10 protein-coding genes and 1 pseudogene are annotated in these 18766 nt (G+C 55.5%); 9 read left to right on the top strand and 2 right to left on the bottom strand.

Annotated elements, in window-relative coordinates; all coding sequences use genetic code 11:
* Nucleotides 1-265: 265 nt before the first annotated feature.
* The gene (locus ACP5D4_RS12285; protein ID WP_428011913.1) at nucleotides 266-1039 is read right to left on the bottom strand and encodes a cobyrinic acid a,c-diamide synthase; all 774 of its coding nucleotides are present in this window, start codon (nucleotides 1037-1039) and stop codon (nucleotides 266-268) included.
* 150 nt (nucleotides 1040-1189) lie between these two features.
* Complete coding sequence (locus ACP5D4_RS12290; protein ID WP_428011914.1) at nucleotides 1190-1975, bottom strand: C39 family peptidase; 786 nt, start codon at nucleotides 1973-1975, stop codon at nucleotides 1190-1192.
* 136 nt (nucleotides 1976-2111) lie between these two features.
* Here ACP5D4_RS12290 and ACP5D4_RS12295 point away from each other — a divergent pair, with 136 nt between their 5' ends.
* The 9 genes and pseudogenes from ACP5D4_RS12295 to ACP5D4_RS12335 all read left to right on the top strand — a co-directional run bounded on the left by ACP5D4_RS12295 (nucleotide 2112) and on the right by ACP5D4_RS12335 (nucleotide 18712).
* Nucleotides 2112-3305 (top strand): NAD(P)/FAD-dependent oxidoreductase, encoded by a 1194-nt coding sequence (locus ACP5D4_RS12295; protein ID WP_428011915.1) that lies wholly within the window; start codon nucleotides 2112-2114, stop codon nucleotides 3303-3305.
* A gap of 175 nt (nucleotides 3306-3480) precedes the next feature.
* Nucleotides 3481-4128, top strand: coding sequence for an HAD-IA family hydrolase (locus ACP5D4_RS12300; RefSeq protein WP_428011916.1), 648 nt, complete (start codon nucleotides 3481-3483; stop codon nucleotides 4126-4128).
* A 127-nt stretch (nucleotides 4129-4255) separates the two neighbouring features.
* The gene (locus tag ACP5D4_RS12305) at nucleotides 4256-7258 is read left to right on the top strand and encodes a filamentous hemagglutinin N-terminal domain-containing protein (RefSeq protein ID WP_428011917.1); all 3003 of its coding nucleotides are present in this window, start codon (nucleotides 4256-4258) and stop codon (nucleotides 7256-7258) included.
* A gap of 138 nt (nucleotides 7259-7396) precedes the next feature.
* Nucleotides 7397-10273 (top strand): filamentous hemagglutinin N-terminal domain-containing protein, encoded by a 2877-nt coding sequence (locus ACP5D4_RS12310; RefSeq protein ID WP_428011918.1) that lies wholly within the window; start codon nucleotides 7397-7399, stop codon nucleotides 10271-10273.
* Nucleotides 10274-11009: 736 nt separating this feature from the next.
* The gene (locus tag ACP5D4_RS12315) at nucleotides 11010-12989 is read left to right on the top strand and encodes a filamentous hemagglutinin N-terminal domain-containing protein (RefSeq protein WP_428011919.1); all 1980 of its coding nucleotides are present in this window, start codon (nucleotides 11010-11012) and stop codon (nucleotides 12987-12989) included.
* 310 nt (nucleotides 12990-13299) lie between these two features.
* Nucleotides 13300-14279, top strand: a pseudogene (locus ACP5D4_RS12320) (IS630 family transposase).
* A gap of 13 nt (nucleotides 14280-14292) precedes the next feature.
* Nucleotides 14293-15417, top strand: a complete 1125-nt coding sequence (locus tag ACP5D4_RS12325) for an RNA-guided endonuclease InsQ/TnpB family protein (protein ID WP_428011920.1) — start codon at nucleotides 14293-14295, stop codon at nucleotides 15415-15417.
* A gap of 62 nt (nucleotides 15418-15479) precedes the next feature.
* The gene (locus tag ACP5D4_RS12330) at nucleotides 15480-15671 is read left to right on the top strand and encodes a hypothetical protein (RefSeq protein ID WP_428011921.1); all 192 of its coding nucleotides are present in this window, start codon (nucleotides 15480-15482) and stop codon (nucleotides 15669-15671) included.
* A gap of 437 nt (nucleotides 15672-16108) precedes the next feature.
* Nucleotides 16109-18712 carry a CHAT domain-containing protein gene (locus ACP5D4_RS12335; protein WP_428011922.1) on the top strand — a complete coding sequence of 868 codons (2604 nt, stop codon included), beginning with the start codon at nucleotides 16109-16111 and terminating at the stop codon, nucleotides 18710-18712.
* The last annotated feature ends 54 nt before the right edge of the window (nucleotides 18713-18766 follow it).

An 18766-nucleotide genomic window follows, 5' to 3' on the forward strand; every position in this document is an offset into this window, starting at 1 on the left:
GGTTAAAACCCCGGTTTCTCGAAAGTAATTTTATGAAGAAATCGGGTTTCGGGGTAAGCCCAAGAGTAGAGAGCCAATATTAGAGAGAAATAATAAAAATCGGGTCTTCTGAGTTGGAAATGATAAGGTAGGGGTACAAAGGATCCTAGCCAGATTTTGTCTTTGAATTTTTTTCTTCAAATTGTCTTCAGATTGTCTTCAGATTAACAAATTACAAAACAAATTACACCTGAATCTCAGCCGATCCTAAAAATCAGCATTCAAATTATTGACTTCCCAAAATATCTTCCTGCTCGGGATGAAAGATATAGTCGTAATTAAACTGTAAAAAATTGGGATGTCGAATCACGGAAAATCCGAAATTAGTTACGAAGTCGGCGGAAAATGTTACCATAACCAATTCCGTGAGTTTCTTTTTAGAGATTACGGGATTTTGGACGTAATAATCCCGTTTTGCGAAGAATTTTTTCTTATCTTTAGGAACGATAATTCCGTTGAGTTGGTGGGCGAAGCGAATCGGCTTAATATATTGATTTAAAAATTCTTCCTGGTTGCGCTGCAAACGATAGAGTCGTTCCTGTTGAATCCAACTCATCCGAAACAGCATCTTCAGCAACTCAAAGCCTAACGTATAATTAAAAGCGTTGTTGCTTTCCTGGGTATTTCCCATCAGTCGAACCGCCACTTCCAGATACTGTTCCGGTTGGCGGTGCATATCCTGGGCGCAGTGAATGTAAAACTGACGGATATAGCCCCGTAACAGGGCTTCAGTGAGATCTGTTTCGATGCGAAACTGTTCGAGATAGCGTTTGACTTTCTGATGGGTATCGCGGTCTTCTAAAAGGCGAGAAACCAGTCCGTCAGCCGTATATTCATCGAGAAATTCTGCTTGCGCCTCCGAGGGTGCGGCGCAGAGAATATGACATAACGATAAAACATAACGTCGTTCGTTCCAATGCAGTTTTTCCGCCCAATTCCGGGCTTCAGCAGGAAGGTTGGCAAAAATACTGTTGGAATGAATCGAATCAGCGGAAAACATAAGGAGAGGGGGAGCAAGGGAAATGGGGAGATGGGGAGGGAGTCAGTGCGTGACGCGGTAATACGCCACAGTCGGGGCGAATGGCGTTCGCCCCGAATTCGCCCTCATTTTTTGGCCGCGTCACGCACCCCTACCGCTGTCAAAGTGCGCCTATTTGGACACGAAATGAACCCAGAAGTTTCCGTCGGGAATGCAGACTTGACGAATTAAGTTATAGGAGTAGTGGAGATAGGCGCCGGGGAGGTCGGTGCGGTAGCCGCTGGCGAACCATTCGCCATAGGGGTCGTGAACCCAAAAGCCGCGATCGTCGTATCCTACGATAACGATAATATGACCGAACGAGGTGAAATATCCGTGAACGATCGCCGGGTTCAAGTCAGCGAGCCAGTCTTTTACTTCGTCGATGGTGGCATTGGTGCGGAACTCGTCGCGACAGCCGTAGTCTCTTACAATTTTAGCTAAGTCGTAGGGACTGTGACGGCTGAGATTGTTGTTGAGGGCGTAACGATAGAGTTCGTCTTCAAACTGGCTGGCGCCGGTGCGTTGGGGAATGCGGAAATATTTCAAACACATCGCCACGGAGGTGACGTTACAGGCGCCGGTGGGGTTCTCGAAGTTGTCGAGTTGGGAGAGGTAGGGACAATCGAGTTGAATGGCGCGAGGGCGGGGTTTGGGGTAGATTTGGGGGCTTCCGATACCTTGGTTGTTTTCTCCGGCGATTTCTACGTGGTCCCCGAAGGCGTACCAGGTATCGAAGCCTTCAATGGCGTCGTTTTTGAGGATAAAGCGAATGTGGTTGCGTTCGCGGGAAAAGCTGTCGATGTCGAACTCTCGTCCGCTGGGAATGGAACTTTTTTCGCGATCGGGTAAATCCCCTGACTGGATGGGGCGTTGTTTGAAAACCGTGTTGGCGAGGGTACGCAAAACGAGGGCCATGAGCTTTCACCTGAAGGACGGGTTAACGCGATCGATCGGGTTCGGTCAATGGGGCGCGTAACGGACTGAAACCCGCAAAGTACGTTAAAAATGAAGGTATCACGTTCGTAACCTCCCTTGCTAGATCGCGAAAATCATGACTGATCGACCCGCTCGTATCGTTATTCTCGGTGGTGGGTTCGGTGGACTTTACACCGCTTTGAACCTGAGCCGCCTTCCTTGGACTCCTGCTGAAAAACCTGAGATTACGTTAGTCGATCGCAACGATCGCTTTGTGTTCGCGCCGCTACTGTACGAGTTGGTGACGGACGAACTGCAAACTTGGGAAATTGCGCCGCCGTTTGTGGAATTGCTGGCGAATACAGAGATTCAGTTTCGTCAAGCGTCGGTGAAATCGATCGATATAGACCGCCATCACGTCCACCTCGACGACGAGGGCGAACCCCTGGCTTACGATCGCCTGGTGTTGGCGATGGGCGGCGAAACACCCCTCAATGGAATTCCTGGCGTCGCCGAACACGCCATTCCTTTCCGTACTGTTAGCGATGCCTACCGGGTGCGGGAACGCCTGCGAAAACTGGAAAACAGCGACGCGGATAAAATTCGGGTGGCGGTGGTTGGCGGCGGATACAGCGGCGTCGAAATCGCCTGTAAACTGGCCGATCGTTTGGGAAATCGCGGCCGGATTCGCATCGTCGATCGCCACGATACGATTTTACGAAACTCTCCCGAATTCAACCGCAACGCCGCCCAACAAGCTTTGCGCGATCGAGGTGTCTGGTTGGATTTAGAAACCGAAGTTACCGAAGTCACCGCCGATACGATTTCCCTGAAATATCGCGAACAAGTCGATGAGATTCCCGTCGAGTTAGTGTTGTGGACCGTGGGGACGACGGTTGCGCCAGTGGTGCGATCGTTACCGTTCGAGCAGAGCGATCGCGGTCAAATCCTCACCAATGCCAAACTACAAGTGACGAACCATCCCCATCTGTTCGCCCTCGGCGACGTCGCCGCCACTTGCGACATCAACGGACAGCGAATTCCCACCACCGCGCAAGCTGCGTTCCAACAAGCAGATTACGCCGCCTGGAACGTTTGGGCGTCGCTGACACATCGTCCCCTGTTACCTTTGCGCTATCAGAACCTTGGGGAAATGATGACGTTAGGACTCGACAACGCCACCCTCTCCGGTTTGGGAATCAGCCTCGAAGGACCCTTGGCGCACATCGCCCGTCGCCTCGCCTATCTCTACCGTCTCCCCACTCCGGAACATCAGTTAAAGGTGGGGTTGAATTGGATTGTGGAACCTTTTCGCAGCCTGATTGCTTAGAGGATGAGGTGAGGAGAAAATGGGAGGATGGGGTGATAATTGATAATCGATGGTTTCTCGCCATCTCCCTATCCCCTTATCTCCCCGGTGCGGTGCGTGAGGAGTTCTCGGTTTCACGATTCACACCCGATCGTTCAAGTCACGCACCCTACCAATTATCAATTACAAATTCTGGATGAAACGGCCAAAAGTTATCTTTTTCGATGCAGTGGGAACCTTGTTCGGCGTTCGCGGGAGCGTGGGGGAGGTGTATGCAGAGGTAGCGCGACGGGAGGCGCAAGTGGAAACCGAGGCGGCGGCGGTGGAAACGGCGTTTTTTGAGAGTTTTAAGGCTGCACCTCCGGCGGAGTTTCCCGAGACGGCGCCGGAAGACTTGCTGGAACGGGAGCAGCAATGGTGGTACGAGGTGGTTCGGAATACTTTTGAAACCGTGGGGGTGTTCGATCGATTTGGCGATTTCGATCGCTTTTTCGATCGCCTCTTTTCTTATTTTGCCAGTGCCGAACCTTGGTTCCTGTATCCGGACGTACTCCCCACGCTTCAGTATTGGAAACAGCAAGGGGTGGAATTGGGGATCGTCTCGAATTTCGACTCGCGCCTCTACGCCGTTCTCGAGGCTTTAGAACTCTCTCCGTTTTTCTCCTCGGTGACGATTTCCACGCGAGTGGGGGCGGCGAAACCCAATCCCTTAATTTTCGATCGGGCTGTGGCGGCGCACGACTGTTCTCCCGAAGCTGCGTGGCACGTGGGGGACAGCTATCGCGACGACTGCGAAGGAGCTAGAGGTGCGGGGTTGCGGGGCATTTGGCTCGATCGCGGCTAAAGTGGAGGCGTTGGGGTCGTCAGGGGTTGCTACAGCTTTAAGTCAAGGAACCCGCGATCGCCCTCCGGTCGTCCGTTCCCGTCGTTGAACGGCCACGACAGCGTTCGTTTCCCATCGCCGAGCGAAAATGAAAACTTACCACGGAATTTCCAGCCTACCGGGGCGTCTACTGAGGCGGACGGGGGGATGGGTTCGTATTATCCCCTTTTCCGGGCTGCTGGCGATCGCCTCCAGTGTCGTGACAGCGCGTTCTAGTTTGACGCAAATTGTCCCCGATACGACCTTACCGGAAAACTCCCGGGTGACGGTGGAGGGCAACCGCTTCACCCTCGACGGCGGTACGGAAGTGGGAAACAACCTGTTTCACAGTTTCGATCGATTTTCGGTGTCCCCGGGAAGCGAGGCGTTTTTTAATAACGGGGCGAATATCGATCGCATCATTACCCGCGTCACTGGGGGGGAGATTTCCAACATCGACGGTATCCTCTCCGCCAACGGGACCGCCAGTCTGTTTCTCCTCAACCCGAACGGCATTCAATTCGGCGAAAACGCCAGTTTACAACTGGGGGGATCGTTCTTCGCCTCCACCGCCGACAGTCTCCTTTTCGCCGACGGAAACCAGTTTAGCGCCGCCAATCCTCAAGCGGGAACCCTGCTGACGGTGAACGTTCCGGTGGGGTTACAGTTCGGCAGCGATCCCGGCGCGATTAGTAATCGATCGCAAGCCAACAATCCCAACGCTTTACCCTCTCTCGATCCCCGGTTGCCCCTCCCCGAAACCGCTGGATTGGGGGTGGTTCCGGGGCAATTTCTCGGTTTGTTTGGGGGGGATATCACCCTCGACGGGGGCAACCTCACGGCGTTTCAAGGTCAAATCCATCTCGGGAGCGTCAGCGGGGCGGGAGTGGTGCGGTTCGGACTGACGCCGACGGGGTTAAGCTTCGATTACAGTGGTGTTTCCGAGTTGGGATCGATCGACCTGGGTAACGGGGCGACTGTCACCGCCAGCGGCCTCGGCGGCGGCGAGATTTCGGTGCGGGGGGAAACGGCGATGCTGCAAGGGGGGGCGAGTTGGCGATCGGATACCTTCGGCGAAGTGGACGGCCGGGGGATTTCCTTTGATGGGGGAACCTTGCAACTGAGCGATCGCGCCTTTATCTCCAGTAGCAGTTTCGGGACTGGAGGGGGGGGCGATTTGACGGTCAACGCCAACCGGGTGGATTTAACAGGAACCGAGCCGGGATTAGTGCTGTCGCAACTGATTTCAGGAGAGTTCGACCCCACCGATCTCAGCGATGGCTTGTACGTGCTGAGCGTGGGAAGGGGGAACGCTGGCAACGCGAGGTTAAGGGTCGATCGATTGAACGCCCGCAACGGCTCGACCCTCACCACCGCCACCCTCACCGCCGGACCGGGGGGCGATTTGACCGTGGAGGCCAGCGAGGCGATCTATCTCTCGAACGGTTCTCTGTTGCTCAGTGGCACAGCGGGTTTGGGCGATGCCGGCCATATCGACCTCAAGGCGCGATCGCTGCGGGTATTGGGGGGGAGTTTCGTCAGTACCAGTCCCAGCGATCGCAGCCAAGGAGAAGGCGGCAACCTCCGCGTCAGAGCCGATACCATCGAACTGCGATCGACCCCGGCCGGCGTCCCGCTCCCCGGCGGACTCTTTACCACCACCCTCGGACCGGGTTCCTCGGGAGATATCACCATCGAAACCCGGCAACTTCAGGCCATCGACGGAATGCAAGTTTCGGCGGCCTCTTCCAGTGCCGGCCAGGGGGGCAACCTCAGCCTTACCGCCACAGAATCCATAGAGCTGGCGGGGTCGAGTGTCGATCGCATCTGGCTCAGCGGCGTGTTTACCACCTCGTCGCTTCTCGAAGTTCTGGGACAGACGGGAACCGCCGGGGCGGGGTTTTTGCAAATCGACACGCAACGGTTGAGCTTGCGAGACGGGGCGCGGGTGTCGGCTGCTACAGGAGGCGACGGCGCGGCGGGAAATTTGATTATCAACGCCACAGAGTCTATTCACGTAGAAGGGTCGGTGTTTTCGGGGTTGGGTCGCCTCGAACCCAGCGCCCTGTTTTCCGAATCCCGAGGTGCTGGAGATGCGGGCGTGTTGCGGCTCAATACCGGGCGCTTGACCTTGCGCGATGGCGGCGAAGTTGCCGTGCGGGGTCGGGGAACGGGGGCGGCGGGAAACTTGGAAGTTAACGCGGTGGAGGTCGATCTCGGCAGCAATACCGCTATCGGGGCCTCGAACCGGGACGGTGCGGGGGGAAATATCGTCTTGAAGGTCGATCGATTGACGGTCCGCAACGGGGCGGAAATTTCTGTCAGTTCCGAAGGGAGCGGCGACGCGGGAGACGCGATTCTCAGCGGAGGCAGTTTTACGCTAGAGGGGGGAACGGTGACGGCGACGAGCCTTCTCGGACGCGGAGGAAACGTCAACCTTCAGGTGTCCGATACCTTGGTGTTGGTCGATCGCAGCCAAATCACCACCCAAGCGGGTACTGCCGCCACGGGGGGCGGCGACGGCGGCAACATCGCCCTGTCTGCCTCGGCTGTCGCACTGCTCGACAGCAGCCGCATTAACGCCAACGCCTTTGAAGGGGCGGGGGGCAACATCCAAATCTCGACTCAAGGGCTGTTTCTCGCCCCAGACAGTCAAATTACCGCCAGTTCGCAGTTCGGCATCGACGGCACCGTAACCATCCAAACCCCCGATATCGACGCGGGAACCGGACTCGTGGATTTACCTGAAGATCCCATCGACCCCAGCCAACAAGTGGCACGGGGCTGCGCCGCCAGTCAGGGCAATCGCTTCGTGATTACGGGACGGGGCGGCGTGCCGGAAAATCCCACGGAAACCTTGCGAAATACTGCCACCTGGGGCGACCTGCGGGATTGGCGTCAGTTAACGGAAGACGAACTCGGTTTTGTACCACAAAATAGTCAATCTGTCAATACAAAATCGAGAGAAAGTCCCCAGCCAGACCCTCCGTTAATAGAAGCAACGACCTGGGTACGTCTCGATGACGATTCCGTGCAGTTAATCGCGCCTCTCCCTGGAGAAAGCGGGGCGCTGTCCAACGCCGTCACGCATTGCGTTCCCCAGACCCCGTAAGGTTTTGCTCCTTTTTCGATAACGTTTTCTATCCAAGCCAAACAATTGCTGGGAGTTTCTTAAACGAAGCGTTTATCGTGGGATCGGTCGTCAAGTTGTTCATCCCCGCTCAATCCTAAAACCAACATCTGTTTTCACATGAATGTCGTTCCGATAGTTGTCAACGATCGCCGTAGGGGACGGCCGTTCGCCCTTACCGCCTCAATTTTTGCCTCGACCTTGAGTTGGATTTGGGGTGTGAACGTTTCCGCTTGCCTGGGCCAAATCGTCCCTGACAGCAGCTTACCCATCAATTCTAGAGCAGTAGACGCAGGGGGCGAAATTTCGATCGAAGACGGAACTCGCATCAACAACTTACTCTTTCACAGCTTTTCAGAATTCTCCGTTCCTGTCGAAACCGTCGCCCGCTTTAACAACGCTCCGGACGTGGCCACCATTTTCAGCCGCGTCACCGGAAGCGACGTTTCTCGCATCGACGGCATTTTAGCGGCTAACGGAAGCGCGAACCTGTTTTTCCTCAACCCCAACGGCATCGTCTTCGGAGAAAACGCCCGTCTCGACATCGGCGGGTCTTTCGTCGCCAGTACCGCCGAAAGCGTGCGTTTTGCCAACGGCACCTCGTTCAGTACCGTCGAACCGGAAGCGCCCTTGCTGACGGTGAACGTTCCCGTGGGGTTGCAGTTCGGGGAAAGTCCGGGGGACATCGTGAATCGATCGACCGTCAGCGCCCCCGTTCCCGGTTTGCCCGACAGCTTTCCCAACGCCTCCGGACTGACGGTGTTACCGGGGCGTATCCTGGCGTTAATCGGGGGAGACCTGCGGCTCGAAAGCGGTTCGCTGACGGCGTTTCAGGGAGAAGTCAATCTGACGAGCGTGGAGGGTGCCAACAGGGTGGGGGTGGTGCCGACAGCGACGGGAATCGTCTTAGACAGCAGCGGCGTCGAGGACTTCGGCAGCATCGACCTGTCGGGAACTGCCAGTATCGACACCAGCGGTTTAGGAGGCGGTGCGATTCGTCTGCGGGGTGGAGATATCGCGATTCGGGATAACAGCCGCGTCGTGGCGGCGACCTTGGGGGACATCGACGGACGAGCGATTTCCATCGAGGGCGATCGCATTACTGTCCGCGATGGGGTGTTGCTCTCCACGTCTACCTTCGGGAACGGTCGAGGGGGCGACCTGGAACTTCGGGCGCTCGATCGAATCGACCTCATCGGGACGGCGTTCGAGACGCTTCAACTGATTCAAGTGCAGGCGGTTTTGGGAACCCTCGACTTAGCCTCAGTCGAAGGCGTCACCATCGTGGGGACGAACGCGGCCGGAAATGCCGGAAACATCACCCTCGAAACCTCTGAATTGACGATGCAAAACGGGGCAGTCTTAGCCACGACCACCGGGTCTTCCGGTAACGGCGGCGACATTGCCCTCAACGTCTCCGAGTCCGTCGATATCGATGGCGCCCTCATCGTGACGGGCAGTTTGCAGGGAACTACGGGCAACTCGGGCAGCATTATTCTCAACACCCAGCGACTCCTCATCAACCGAAGCGGCGGTCTCAATACCTTTACCTTCGGGGCCGGTTCCGGGGGCAACTTACAGGTCAACGCCTCGGAATCCGTGGAACTCCTCGACTCGGTGTTCAATGCCGTCCAACCGACGGGACTGTTTGCCAACAGCATTTTCGGCAGCGGGCGCGGCGGTAACATCGACGTGCGAACCCAGCGCATGGTCATGCAAGGGGGCGCCCAGGCGGGCAACCAAAGCGGCGCCCTGTTGGGGACGGGTTTGGTGTCTCTCGGCGGTCCGGGGGGCAACGTCAATATCGAGGCCACGGCGTCGATCGACGTGATTGGAATTTCCCCGGACGGGCGGTTTGGCAGCGGGCCGGGAACTACCACCTTCACCCCTTCTCCGGCGGGAAACGTGACGATTTCGACCCGGCGGCTTTCGGTGACGGAAGGGGGATCGATCGAAGCCACGGCACTCGATCGCGGACGGGGTGGCAGTATTACCGTCACAGCCACAGAGCGCCTGGAACTGTCGGGAACGGGTATCGCCAACCGTCAAGGGACGCCCGTAGAATTCCCCAGCAGTTTGGGGGCGTCATCGGGACGGGAAGATTTCCCCAATCTCACGGCCAGCGGAGCGGCGGGCGATTTGCGCGTCAACGCTGGAACGGCGATCGTGCGCGACGGCGCCCGTATTTCTGTTAACAGTTTCGGATCGGGGGATGCGGGAATTCTCGATATTAACGCCGAGGTGCTGCGCCTCAACGAGGGCGGGAGTTTGGACGCGAGAACGGTTTCGGGAGCGGGGGGAAATATCAACTTGCAAGCGCCTCAGTTGCAGTTAGAGGACGGTAGTACCATTTCTACCGATGCGGGGAATACTGACGGCGGCAACATTTCGATCGAATCTGAAACCCTGGTTGCCCTCGACAACAGCGACATCACCGCCAACGCTCGACAGGGACGGGGCGGACGGGTGACGATCGCGGCTCAAGGCATCTTCGGGACGGCGTTTCGCAACGCTCAGACACCCGAAAGCGACATTACCGCCACCTCGGAATTGGGACCGGCTTTCAGCGGCATCGTGGAACTGAAAACCCCGGATGTCAACACGGATGCGGCGTTAGTGGAACTGGCCGCCGAACCCATCGATCCGAACCAGCAAATCGCTCGAGGCTGTGCCGCCAGCCAAGGCAATACCTTTGTGGTGACGGGACGGGGCGGCGTGCCGGAAAATCCTACGGAGAACCTGCGCTCTACCACCAGTTGGGGCGACTTGCGGGATTGGCGATCGCTGACGGCCGAACCCCTTTCACGCCTATTACCACAAAACACTGATTTTGTCAAAATCAATCCAAGCGAAAGTGTCGAATCCCGCAGTCTCTCGGAAGCGACGGGATGGGTGCATCTCGAGGGCGATACCGTGGAGTTAGTCGCGTCTCCAGAGCGATCGCCCGCGGCCGTCAATGGATTCGATCGGTCTGACTGCCCGCCGAGAGGTCGTTAAACCCTCAAGAGCAAGACACCGATCCATAGAGAACGCCAATACTTCATCGCTTCATCGCGACCTGGCTCCAAAAATAACAGAATCTCCTCAAAAACCGAGGTTCTGTAGCCGATCGAAAGCGCCTTCAACCGAGCCTCAGCACAGGTCAAAGAGCGACCCACCACTGGCACCACAACATCCGTTCCGAATCCAGCCTTGACCCCCCAACCTTGCCCACCAAGACCCTTGAGACCCCCCAACCCGATCGCCATCGTGAATAGTCTCCCCACCTGGATTGTCGCAACCTCGGCGATCGTGCTACCCACCGCTTGCGCGATCGCATTGCCCGTTTCGGCCCAAATCGTTCCCGATCGCACCTTACCAGAAATTTTGGGTCTAAAGCCTCGCCCTTTCAGGGCGACTCTGCTATAAGGGAGAAACTGGAGCGGTATTCAACCCGTTTAAAAACCGAGCCTCTAATCGAGGCAACTGAACCTTGAAAACTAGAGTTAGTGGGTTCTGTTCGGGAAGGCTCGGGCAGGTAAAAGCTCTAAGCAACAAGTACAGAGAACCAATTTTTTCGCGGATTCTCAGGTACGGTAGGGCATACCGAAACCTCCTCTGCAATGGGGAAAACGCCTAGGGAGATAAACCCCTCTGGTATTCATTGGCAACGATGGATAGTAAGGGTTGTCAACGAACTAGGAATCCCAAACCGTGAGGTCTGGAGAATCGCCGCTCTTTTAAGGCGGCGAGTATGTCAACCGTGAATTCCCAAGTCGAGCGAACGGGAAACAACATTTCCATCGAAGCCGGAACGCAGATTAACGAATTATTGTTTCACAGCTTTTCGGAATTCTCCGTCCCCGCCGATGCGATCGCTCGATTTAACAATTCCGCCGAAATTCAAACCATTTTCAGCCGCGTCACCGGCGGCGACATATCTCGCCTCGACGGAACCCTCGCCGCCAACGGCACCGCCAACCTGTTTTTCCTCAACCCCAACGGCATCGTCTTCGGCGAAAACGCCCGTCTCGACATCGGCGGTTCCTTCCTCGCCAGCACCGCCGAAAGCCTGCACTTTGCCAACGGCGAATCATTTAGTACCGTCGAACCCGAGACCTCGTTACTGACCGTGCAGGTTCCCCTGGGGTTGCAGTTTAGCCAAACCCCCGGTGACATCGTCAACCGATCGCGCGTCAACTCAGAACTTCCCAACTTGCCCGAGAATTTCCCCACCGCCCGAGGATTGACCGTATTACCGGGGCGTACTCTGGCCTTAATCGGCGGAGACCTGCGGCTCGAAAGCGGGGATATAACGGCATTTCAGGGGGAAATTCAACTAGCCAGCGTGGCCAGTCGCGATCGACTCGAGATTCGATCGACACCGACGGGAATTGAGTTTGATGGACGTAGAATCGATCGCTTGGGCACCATCGACATCTCAGGAACCTCCCGCCTCGACGTCAGCGGTTTCGGAAGCGGCGCGATCGCCATCCGTGGCAGCGATATTACCATCAGAGACAACAGCCAAATCCTGGGGGCGACCTTGGGGGATCTCGACGGACGATCGATCGTCCTAGAAGGCGATCGTATTACCCTGCGGGACGGAGTCCTTCTGTCCGCCACCACCTTCGGAGCCGGACGGGGTGGGGACTTGCGACTACAAGCCAGCCAAACCCTCCACCTCATCGGTTTAGGATTTCCCCTACTGTTGGAACTCGAACGTCAGACCGTCCTGGGAAAAATCGATTTGAGAACCTTACCCTTCGGCGTTCTCGCCATAACCCACGGAACCGGAGATGCCGGGGACGTTCGCATCGACAGCGATCGCTTGCGTTTACAAAACGGCGCCATTTTAGTTTCCGCAACTGGAGCGGTCGGAAACAGTGGAGACCTGCAAATCCGCGCTCGCGACAGCGTTGAAGTCGATCGATCCTTTATTTCCACCGGAGCCATACAAGGAACGACCGGGAACGCCGGAAATCTGAGGCTGGAGACGCAAACCCTGCGCTTAACCAACAGCGGCATCATCAACGCCATCGTCCTAGGAGACGGCAACGGCGGGAATATCGACCTGATTGCCTCCGAAGCCATCGAAGCCATCGATACGCCCCTCAACGTCGTCTTACCATCAGGACTCTTTACACAGACGATTTCCGGCGCGGGAAAAGGGGGAAACATCAACGTTCGCACCCCCCATCTGTCCCTCGCCGGAGGCGCACAAATCAACGCCCAAAGCGGCCAACTCTTAGGGAGCGATCGCCTCATCGTCTTCCTCGGCGGAGTCGGGGGCAATATCGACATCGACGCCGAGTCGATCGTCATTTCCGGCAGTTCCGCCAACGGACAGTTTAGCAGCGGCATTACCACCACGACCTTCAGCGACTCCCGAGCGGGGAACATCTCCATCACCGCAGACGAACTGAACCTTCGCGAGGGAGCGTCCGTCGAAGCTGCGACCTTCGGGGGCGGAGTCGGGGGCAGTATCGACATCGAAACCCGTCGCCTAGAACTGTCGGGAACCGGAATCGCCAACCGACAAGGAATCGCCGTAGAACTCCCGACTCGTCTGGCAGCCTCCTCCGGACAAGAAGATTTTCCCAACCTAATCGCCACCGGAACCGCCGGAGACTTGCGAGTGGAGGCCGATGAAATTGTCGTGGGCGACAGTGCCAACATCACCGTAACCAGCCAGGGAACCGGAGGGGCGGGAACCTTAACGCTCAATACGTGAATAGGTCGGGAGCTTGATAGCCCTGCTGCTTTAGCGCGGGGTGGAAAAGCGACTCGTGCGGCTTTAGCCGCCGTCAGCTTCCTTAATCCTGTCTATCCAATCTTCGATTAGTTGAGTCATCGTTTTGCGCTTCTGCTTGGCAACCCGTCTCAGCTTCTCAAGTCGTCCTGCCTCAATCCTGACACTTAATCTTAATTTCATGGGACTGGCTACCCACTGGCTACCTCAATAGGCTATTATAATATAGCGTTTCCCATGCTGGTGAGGTACACTTAGGATGAAACTTTTAATTTGCGAGAGGCTAACGTCGTTGAAACCCTATTCTCTAGATTTCCGCCAGAAAATCATTGATGTCTACGAAAGTGAACCCATTTCACAACGGCATCTAGCCAAGCGGTTTTGCGTGGCTAAAAGCTTTATCGAAAAACTCTTAAAGCAGTACCGAGAAACGGGTTCGTTGGCTCCCAAAAAGCGTAGCCAACAAACACCCACGAAATTGAATTCCGAGCAACTGGCTGTTCTTCAACAACTCGTCGAAGAGAACAACGATGCTACTTTAGCAGAACTCCAAACCCTCTTAGAAAATAAAACGGGAGTTCACATTAGTTGTACGACCGTCGATCGAATGCTCAAAAAGTTGGAGATCGCGGTAAAAAAAAGACGTTCCACGCTGATGAGAAAGAAACTGAACGAGTCCAGAAGAAGCGAGTCGAGTTTTGGCAACTGCTCCAAGGATTTCTGGCTAAAGACCTAATCTTTATTGATGAATCCGGGGTTAATTTGGCTCTGACTCGCTTATATGCACGTTCTCCTAAAGGTCAAAGAGCCCAGGGCAAAAAGCCTCAATCACGGGGTAAAAACCTCTCGTTCGCGTAAGCGGTGCGTAGCACTATCGTTAGTGCTCTTGGATTAGAGGGGGTTTTAGCTCAAGTGAGTCTTCTCGGTGCCGTTGACGGCCTAACTTTTGAAGCCTTTATCGCTCGTAAATTAGTGCCCTATCTTTGGTCTGGAGCCTGTGTTATTCTTGATAACTGCTCTATCCATTTGGGAAAAGCGATTAAATCCTTAATTCAAAATGCAGGTGCAACACTGATATATTTACCCCCCTATTCCCCAGATTTATCTCCGATTGAAAATTGCTTTTCAAAGATTAAAGCGATACTGCGATCCCTGGAAGCCAGAACTTATCCAGACTTAGACAAAGCCATTAAAGAGGCATTTAATCAGGTTTCTTTGGATGACATCAAGGGGTGGTTTACTCATTGCTGTTACTGTACCTCACTTGACTGATCAATGCTGTAGCATGAAGACGCTCAAGTTCAAGCTGTACAACCACAAGCGAAATCGTCACCTGAAGTGCATCGTTAATGCCTCGGGAACGATTTACAACCACTGTATTGCGTTGCATCGTCGGTACTATCGGATGTGGGGCAAACACTTGAACTGCTCCAAGCTCCAGAAGCATATTGCTAAGCTCAGAAAACGTAATCCTTCCTGGAAAACCGTTGACGCTCAAGCAGTGCAAGACATCTGCCAGCGTATCGAAAAAGCGTATCAGTTGTTTTTTAAGCACAGAGACAAAGGGGTTCGTCCTCCTGGGTTTAAAAAAGTCAAAAAGTACAAATCGTTTACTCTCAAACAGAACAACTACAAGTTTCTCGGTGAAAACCGGGTGAAGATCTGCGGTCGAGTGTATCAGTTCTGGAAGTCCAGAGAAATTGAGGAGAAAATCAAAACGGTGACAGTTAAACGGACTCCATTGGGAGAGATGTTTATGTTCGTCACGGTAGACGCTCCTTCGGAGCCGACTGTCAAAGTCGAGACGGGTAAAAGCGCTGGCTTTGACTTCGGACTGAAAACGTTTCTCACGACCTCCGAGGGCTTTAGTATTGATGCCCCGTTGTTTTTTAAGCAATCTCTCCGTGAGATTCAAAAAGCCAACCGAGAACTGTCCCGCAAACAGAAAGGGTCGCACAACCGAGAACGCGCTCGGAAGAACCTAGTTCGTCGCCACGAGGACATTGTTCATCGGCGAGAGGACTGGTTCTGGAAACTAGCTCACTGGCTGACCGATCGGTTTGACGTTCTCTATTTCGAGACGTTGAACCTAAAAGCCATGCAGCGACTCTGGGGACGCAAAGTCTCTGACTTAGGATTTCGGTCGTTCCTGCAAATCTTGGAATGGGTCGCTCAAAAGAAAGGAAAAGTCGTTGCCTACATCGACCGTTGGTTTCCATCCAGTAAGACCTGCTCGGGCTGTGGGTATGTTTTAGACGAGTTGGATTTGAGCGTGAGACGGTGGCGCTGCCCGTCTTGTGGGTCGGAAAACGACCGTGACGAAAACGCCGCCATCAATATCAAACAGGTTGGGGCATCAACCTGTGGGCGAGGTAAAGTCAGTCAGGCTCAGCCTGCATTTACTGTTTGACCCCAGAATCCCCGTCGCGTGATTCGCAGGGAGTTTGTCAACTCATTCGTATCCCTTCGCCCTTGTGGGAACCACAGCCAATTTCGGGAACCGAAGAAGAGATCGATCGCTCCCTCCTACAGTCGTCGAATGCGCCATCCTTCCCCTTACGAGAAGCCACAGGATGGAGAGTCGCCTCTGACGGCCAAGTGGAATTGGTCGAAACCGCGAAGCGAGGGGGAAACCCTCGAGATACGCCCGAAACCTGTTGGTAGGAGCATCGTTCCTGTCTCGAAGCCGATCTTTCGGCTAAAGTTGTGGATAGAAAGGGGTTAGACCCATCCGCCTCCGGTGCTTCCGGTTCATGGCTTTCCCGACAGACGAAGGTCTTCTCTTCTGTCCCGAGCGTTTCTTATCGTTTCTTATCGTTTCTTATCATTTTAGGACTGACGCAGAAACCCGGCTTCAAACACAATTCCGTTATTTAAGCTCGAAAGTGGGAACGAAAAATCGTTTTTTTGACCGACGAGTGCGTAACCCTCGAAGGATAGTGAAGAGTTCCCCAAAGTTTCCAAACTCCGAACCAGAGGTTTATCGAGTTCCAAATCATCGTTTCGATTTTCGCCTAGAATCAATAGCAGTTCGATTTTCCTCAATATTAGTCTCTTTTTATGGTATATCGACTCACATTCGCCTCCAATTTCTCCTGACCGTGAAACTTGCCATTTTCCCCATAAAAACATTCTTCGGCCGTCGGCGAAACCGCTGGACAACTCGAGTCGTCAGTTCAATTTTGTTTCTCCTGAGCCTCTGGGGATGTAGCAGCCTGTCCCACGTCCTCGCCATCCCCACCCCTACCGCCGAACTCGTCCAACGTCACAGCCAACGCCTCGATCCAGTAGCCTTGGAAGCCGAAGGGCGACGCCTGTACGACGCCGGACAGTTTCCAGCGGCCGAACGGCAATTTCAAGCGGCCGCCGACGCCTTTGGCGAGATGGGCGATCGCTTAGCCGAAGCCGGAAGTCGCACCTATCGCGCCCTAACCTTGTACGAACTCGGACAACACCGCGACGCCGCCCAAGTCCTCGATCGCGCCTTGGCCGAGATCGCCCAACTCCCCGCCTCCAGCGGTCGCACCGCCATCGAAGCCCAAGCCAGTCTGGCATTAGGACGGTTGCAACTGGCCCGAGGCCAGACCCAAGCGGCTCTGGATTCCTGGCAACGAGCTGGCGATCGCTACGCCGCCCTCGGCGACGAATTCGGCGAACTGGGGGCTTTAACGAACCAAGCGATCGCCCTGCAAGGACTGGGCTTGTACCGTCGGTCTCAAACCCTTCTCGAGGCTGTCACCGAGCGCCTGGACGCCTATCCCGACGATCGTCTCAAAGTGTCCGCCCTCACCGACCTGGGGGTAGCCCTGCAAGTCGTCGGCGACCTGAAACAATCCCGCAGCGTTCTCGAACGGGCTTTAGCCATCGTCCATGGAACCGCCGACCCTTCCCAAAAAAGCATCGTCCTGCAAGCCTTGGGCGACACCACCCGCGCCTTGGGAGATCTCGACGCCGCCCGGAACTTCTACCAACAAGCCGCCGCAGCCAGTACTCAGTCCACAGTAACCGTCACGGCTCGCCTCGCCCAAGCCAGCACCGCCATCGATCTCAAAGCCTTTGAAGAGGCCGACATTTTGCTATCGGAGATCGAATCCCAATTATCGAACTTACCGCTTTCGCGTCCCGCCATTTACGCCGTGGTGAACTTCGTCGAAACCCGCTTGCGCCTCGACGATCGCTATCCCGTCAACGCCCCCCAATTAGCGGAACAGTTAGCCGACGCCCTAGAGCGATCGCGCCGTTTAGGAGACCGCCGGGCCGAAACCTACGTCCTGGGACAGTTGGGCCGTCTCTACGAAACCCAACAGCAATTCGAAGCCGCCCTCGCACTGACCGAAGAAGCCCTGCAAACCGCCGCCCCCTTAAACGCCCCGGACGTGACCGCCCAATGGCAAGCCCAACTGGGGCGGTTGTACCGACAACAGGGGGACACCGAAAACGCCATCGCCGCCTATAGCGAAGCCGTCACCGAACTGCAAATCCTCAGTCGCGACCTCGTGGCCATCAACCCAGAAGTCCGACTGTCGTTCCGCGATCGCGTCGAACCGGTGTATCGAGAACTCGTGAGTTTGCTACTGGCGGACAATCCCACCCAAGACCAACTGCAACAGGCCCGACAAACCATCGAAGCCTTACAACTGGCAGAACTGGAAAACTTTTTCCGCGAATCCTGTCTCGAAGCCAGTCCCACCCAACTCGATACCGTCGACGATCGCGCCGCTGCCATTTACCCGATTATTCTGCCCGATCGCCTCGAAATCATCCTCTCCCTGCCGGGACAACCCCTGAAAAACTACCGGGCCGAGGTCGATCGCGACACCTTAGAACAAACCTTACAGCGGGTGCGCCAGTCCTTGAGCCTGTCCTTTCCCCGCAACCAACGACTAGCCCTGTACCGCCAACTCTACGACTGGCTGGTGCGTCCCGCCGAAGCCGACCTGCAAAACGCCGACATCGAAACCCTGGTGTTCGTCCTCGACGGTCCGTTACGAAACCTGCCCATGTCCGTCCTTTACGACGGCGATCGATATCTCGTTGAAGAGTACAGCCTCGTCCTCTCGCCGGGGTTGCAACTTCTCGAACCTCGTCCCTTAGATAACAGCCAACTGCAAGCGGTTATCGCCGGGTTGAGCGAAGCACGACAGGGGTTCGAGCCGCTGCCAGAAGTCGAATCAGAAATCGCCCGCATCGCCTCGGAAATTCCCTCGCAAATCCAGCTCAACCAACAATTTACCACCGAGGCCACCCGCGCCGCCCTCGCCCGCGCCTCCAACCCCGTTTTACACCTGGCCACTCACGGTCAGTTCAGTTCCGACGCCGAAGACACCTTCATCGTGACCTGGGACGGCAAACTTCGCGTCAGCGAACTGGGGTCGATTTTGCAGCGTCGTGACGAAACCCGATCCGGTGCGTTAGAACTGTTGGTGTTGAGTGCCTGTCAGACGGCTCGGGGGGACGACCGCGCCGTGTTGGGACTGGCGGGACTGGCCATCGAAAGCGGGGCGCGATCGACCGTGGCCACCCTCTGGAGCGTGCGTGATCGATCAACGGCCAATTTAATGGTGGAATTTTACCGACAACTTTCCCGTCCCGGAACCAACAAAGCCGAAGCCTTGCGACAAGCTCAACTGTCGCTTTTATCTCAACCGGAATACGACCATCCTTTCTTCTGGGCGCCCTTTGTTTTAGTGGGAAACTGGTTGTAATCCTTCAAATCGCGTTTCAAGCTGTTTAAAAAAAGCGCCAAAAACCGCACAGAA

It is taken from the genome of Baaleninema sp., assembly GCF_049974805.1.
Classification (GTDB): domain Bacteria; phylum Cyanobacteriota; class Cyanobacteriia; order Cyanobacteriales; family Geitlerinemataceae; genus Baaleninema.

Bases quoted from the DNA above. Each gene is read 5' to 3' on its own strand.
- ACP5D4_RS12310 (WP_428011918.1), top strand. From the start codon at position 7,397: ATGAATGTCGTTCCGATAGTTGTCAACGATCGCCGTAGGGGACGGCCG.
- ACP5D4_RS12300 (WP_428011916.1), top strand. From the start codon at position 3,481: ATGAAACGGCCAAAAGTTATCTTTTTCGATGCAGTGGGAACCTTGTTC.
- ACP5D4_RS12315 (WP_428011919.1), top strand. From the start codon at position 11,010: ATGTCAACCGTGAATTCCCAAGTCGAGCGAACGGGAAACAACATTTCC.
- ACP5D4_RS12295 (WP_428011915.1), top strand. From the start codon at position 2,112: ATGACTGATCGACCCGCTCGTATCGTTATTCTCGGTGGTGGGTTCGGT.
- ACP5D4_RS12325 (WP_428011920.1), top strand. From the start codon at position 14,293: ATGAAGACGCTCAAGTTCAAGCTGTACAACCACAAGCGAAATCGTCAC.
- ACP5D4_RS12305 (WP_428011917.1), top strand. From the start codon at position 4,256: ATGAAAACTTACCACGGAATTTCCAGCCTACCGGGGCGTCTACTGAGG.
- ACP5D4_RS12285 (WP_428011913.1), bottom strand. From the start codon at position 1,039: ATGTTTTCCGCTGATTCGATTCATTCCAACAGTATTTTTGCCAACCTT.
- ACP5D4_RS12290 (WP_428011914.1), bottom strand. From the start codon at position 1,975: ATGGCCCTCGTTTTGCGTACCCTCGCCAACACGGTTTTCAAACAACGC.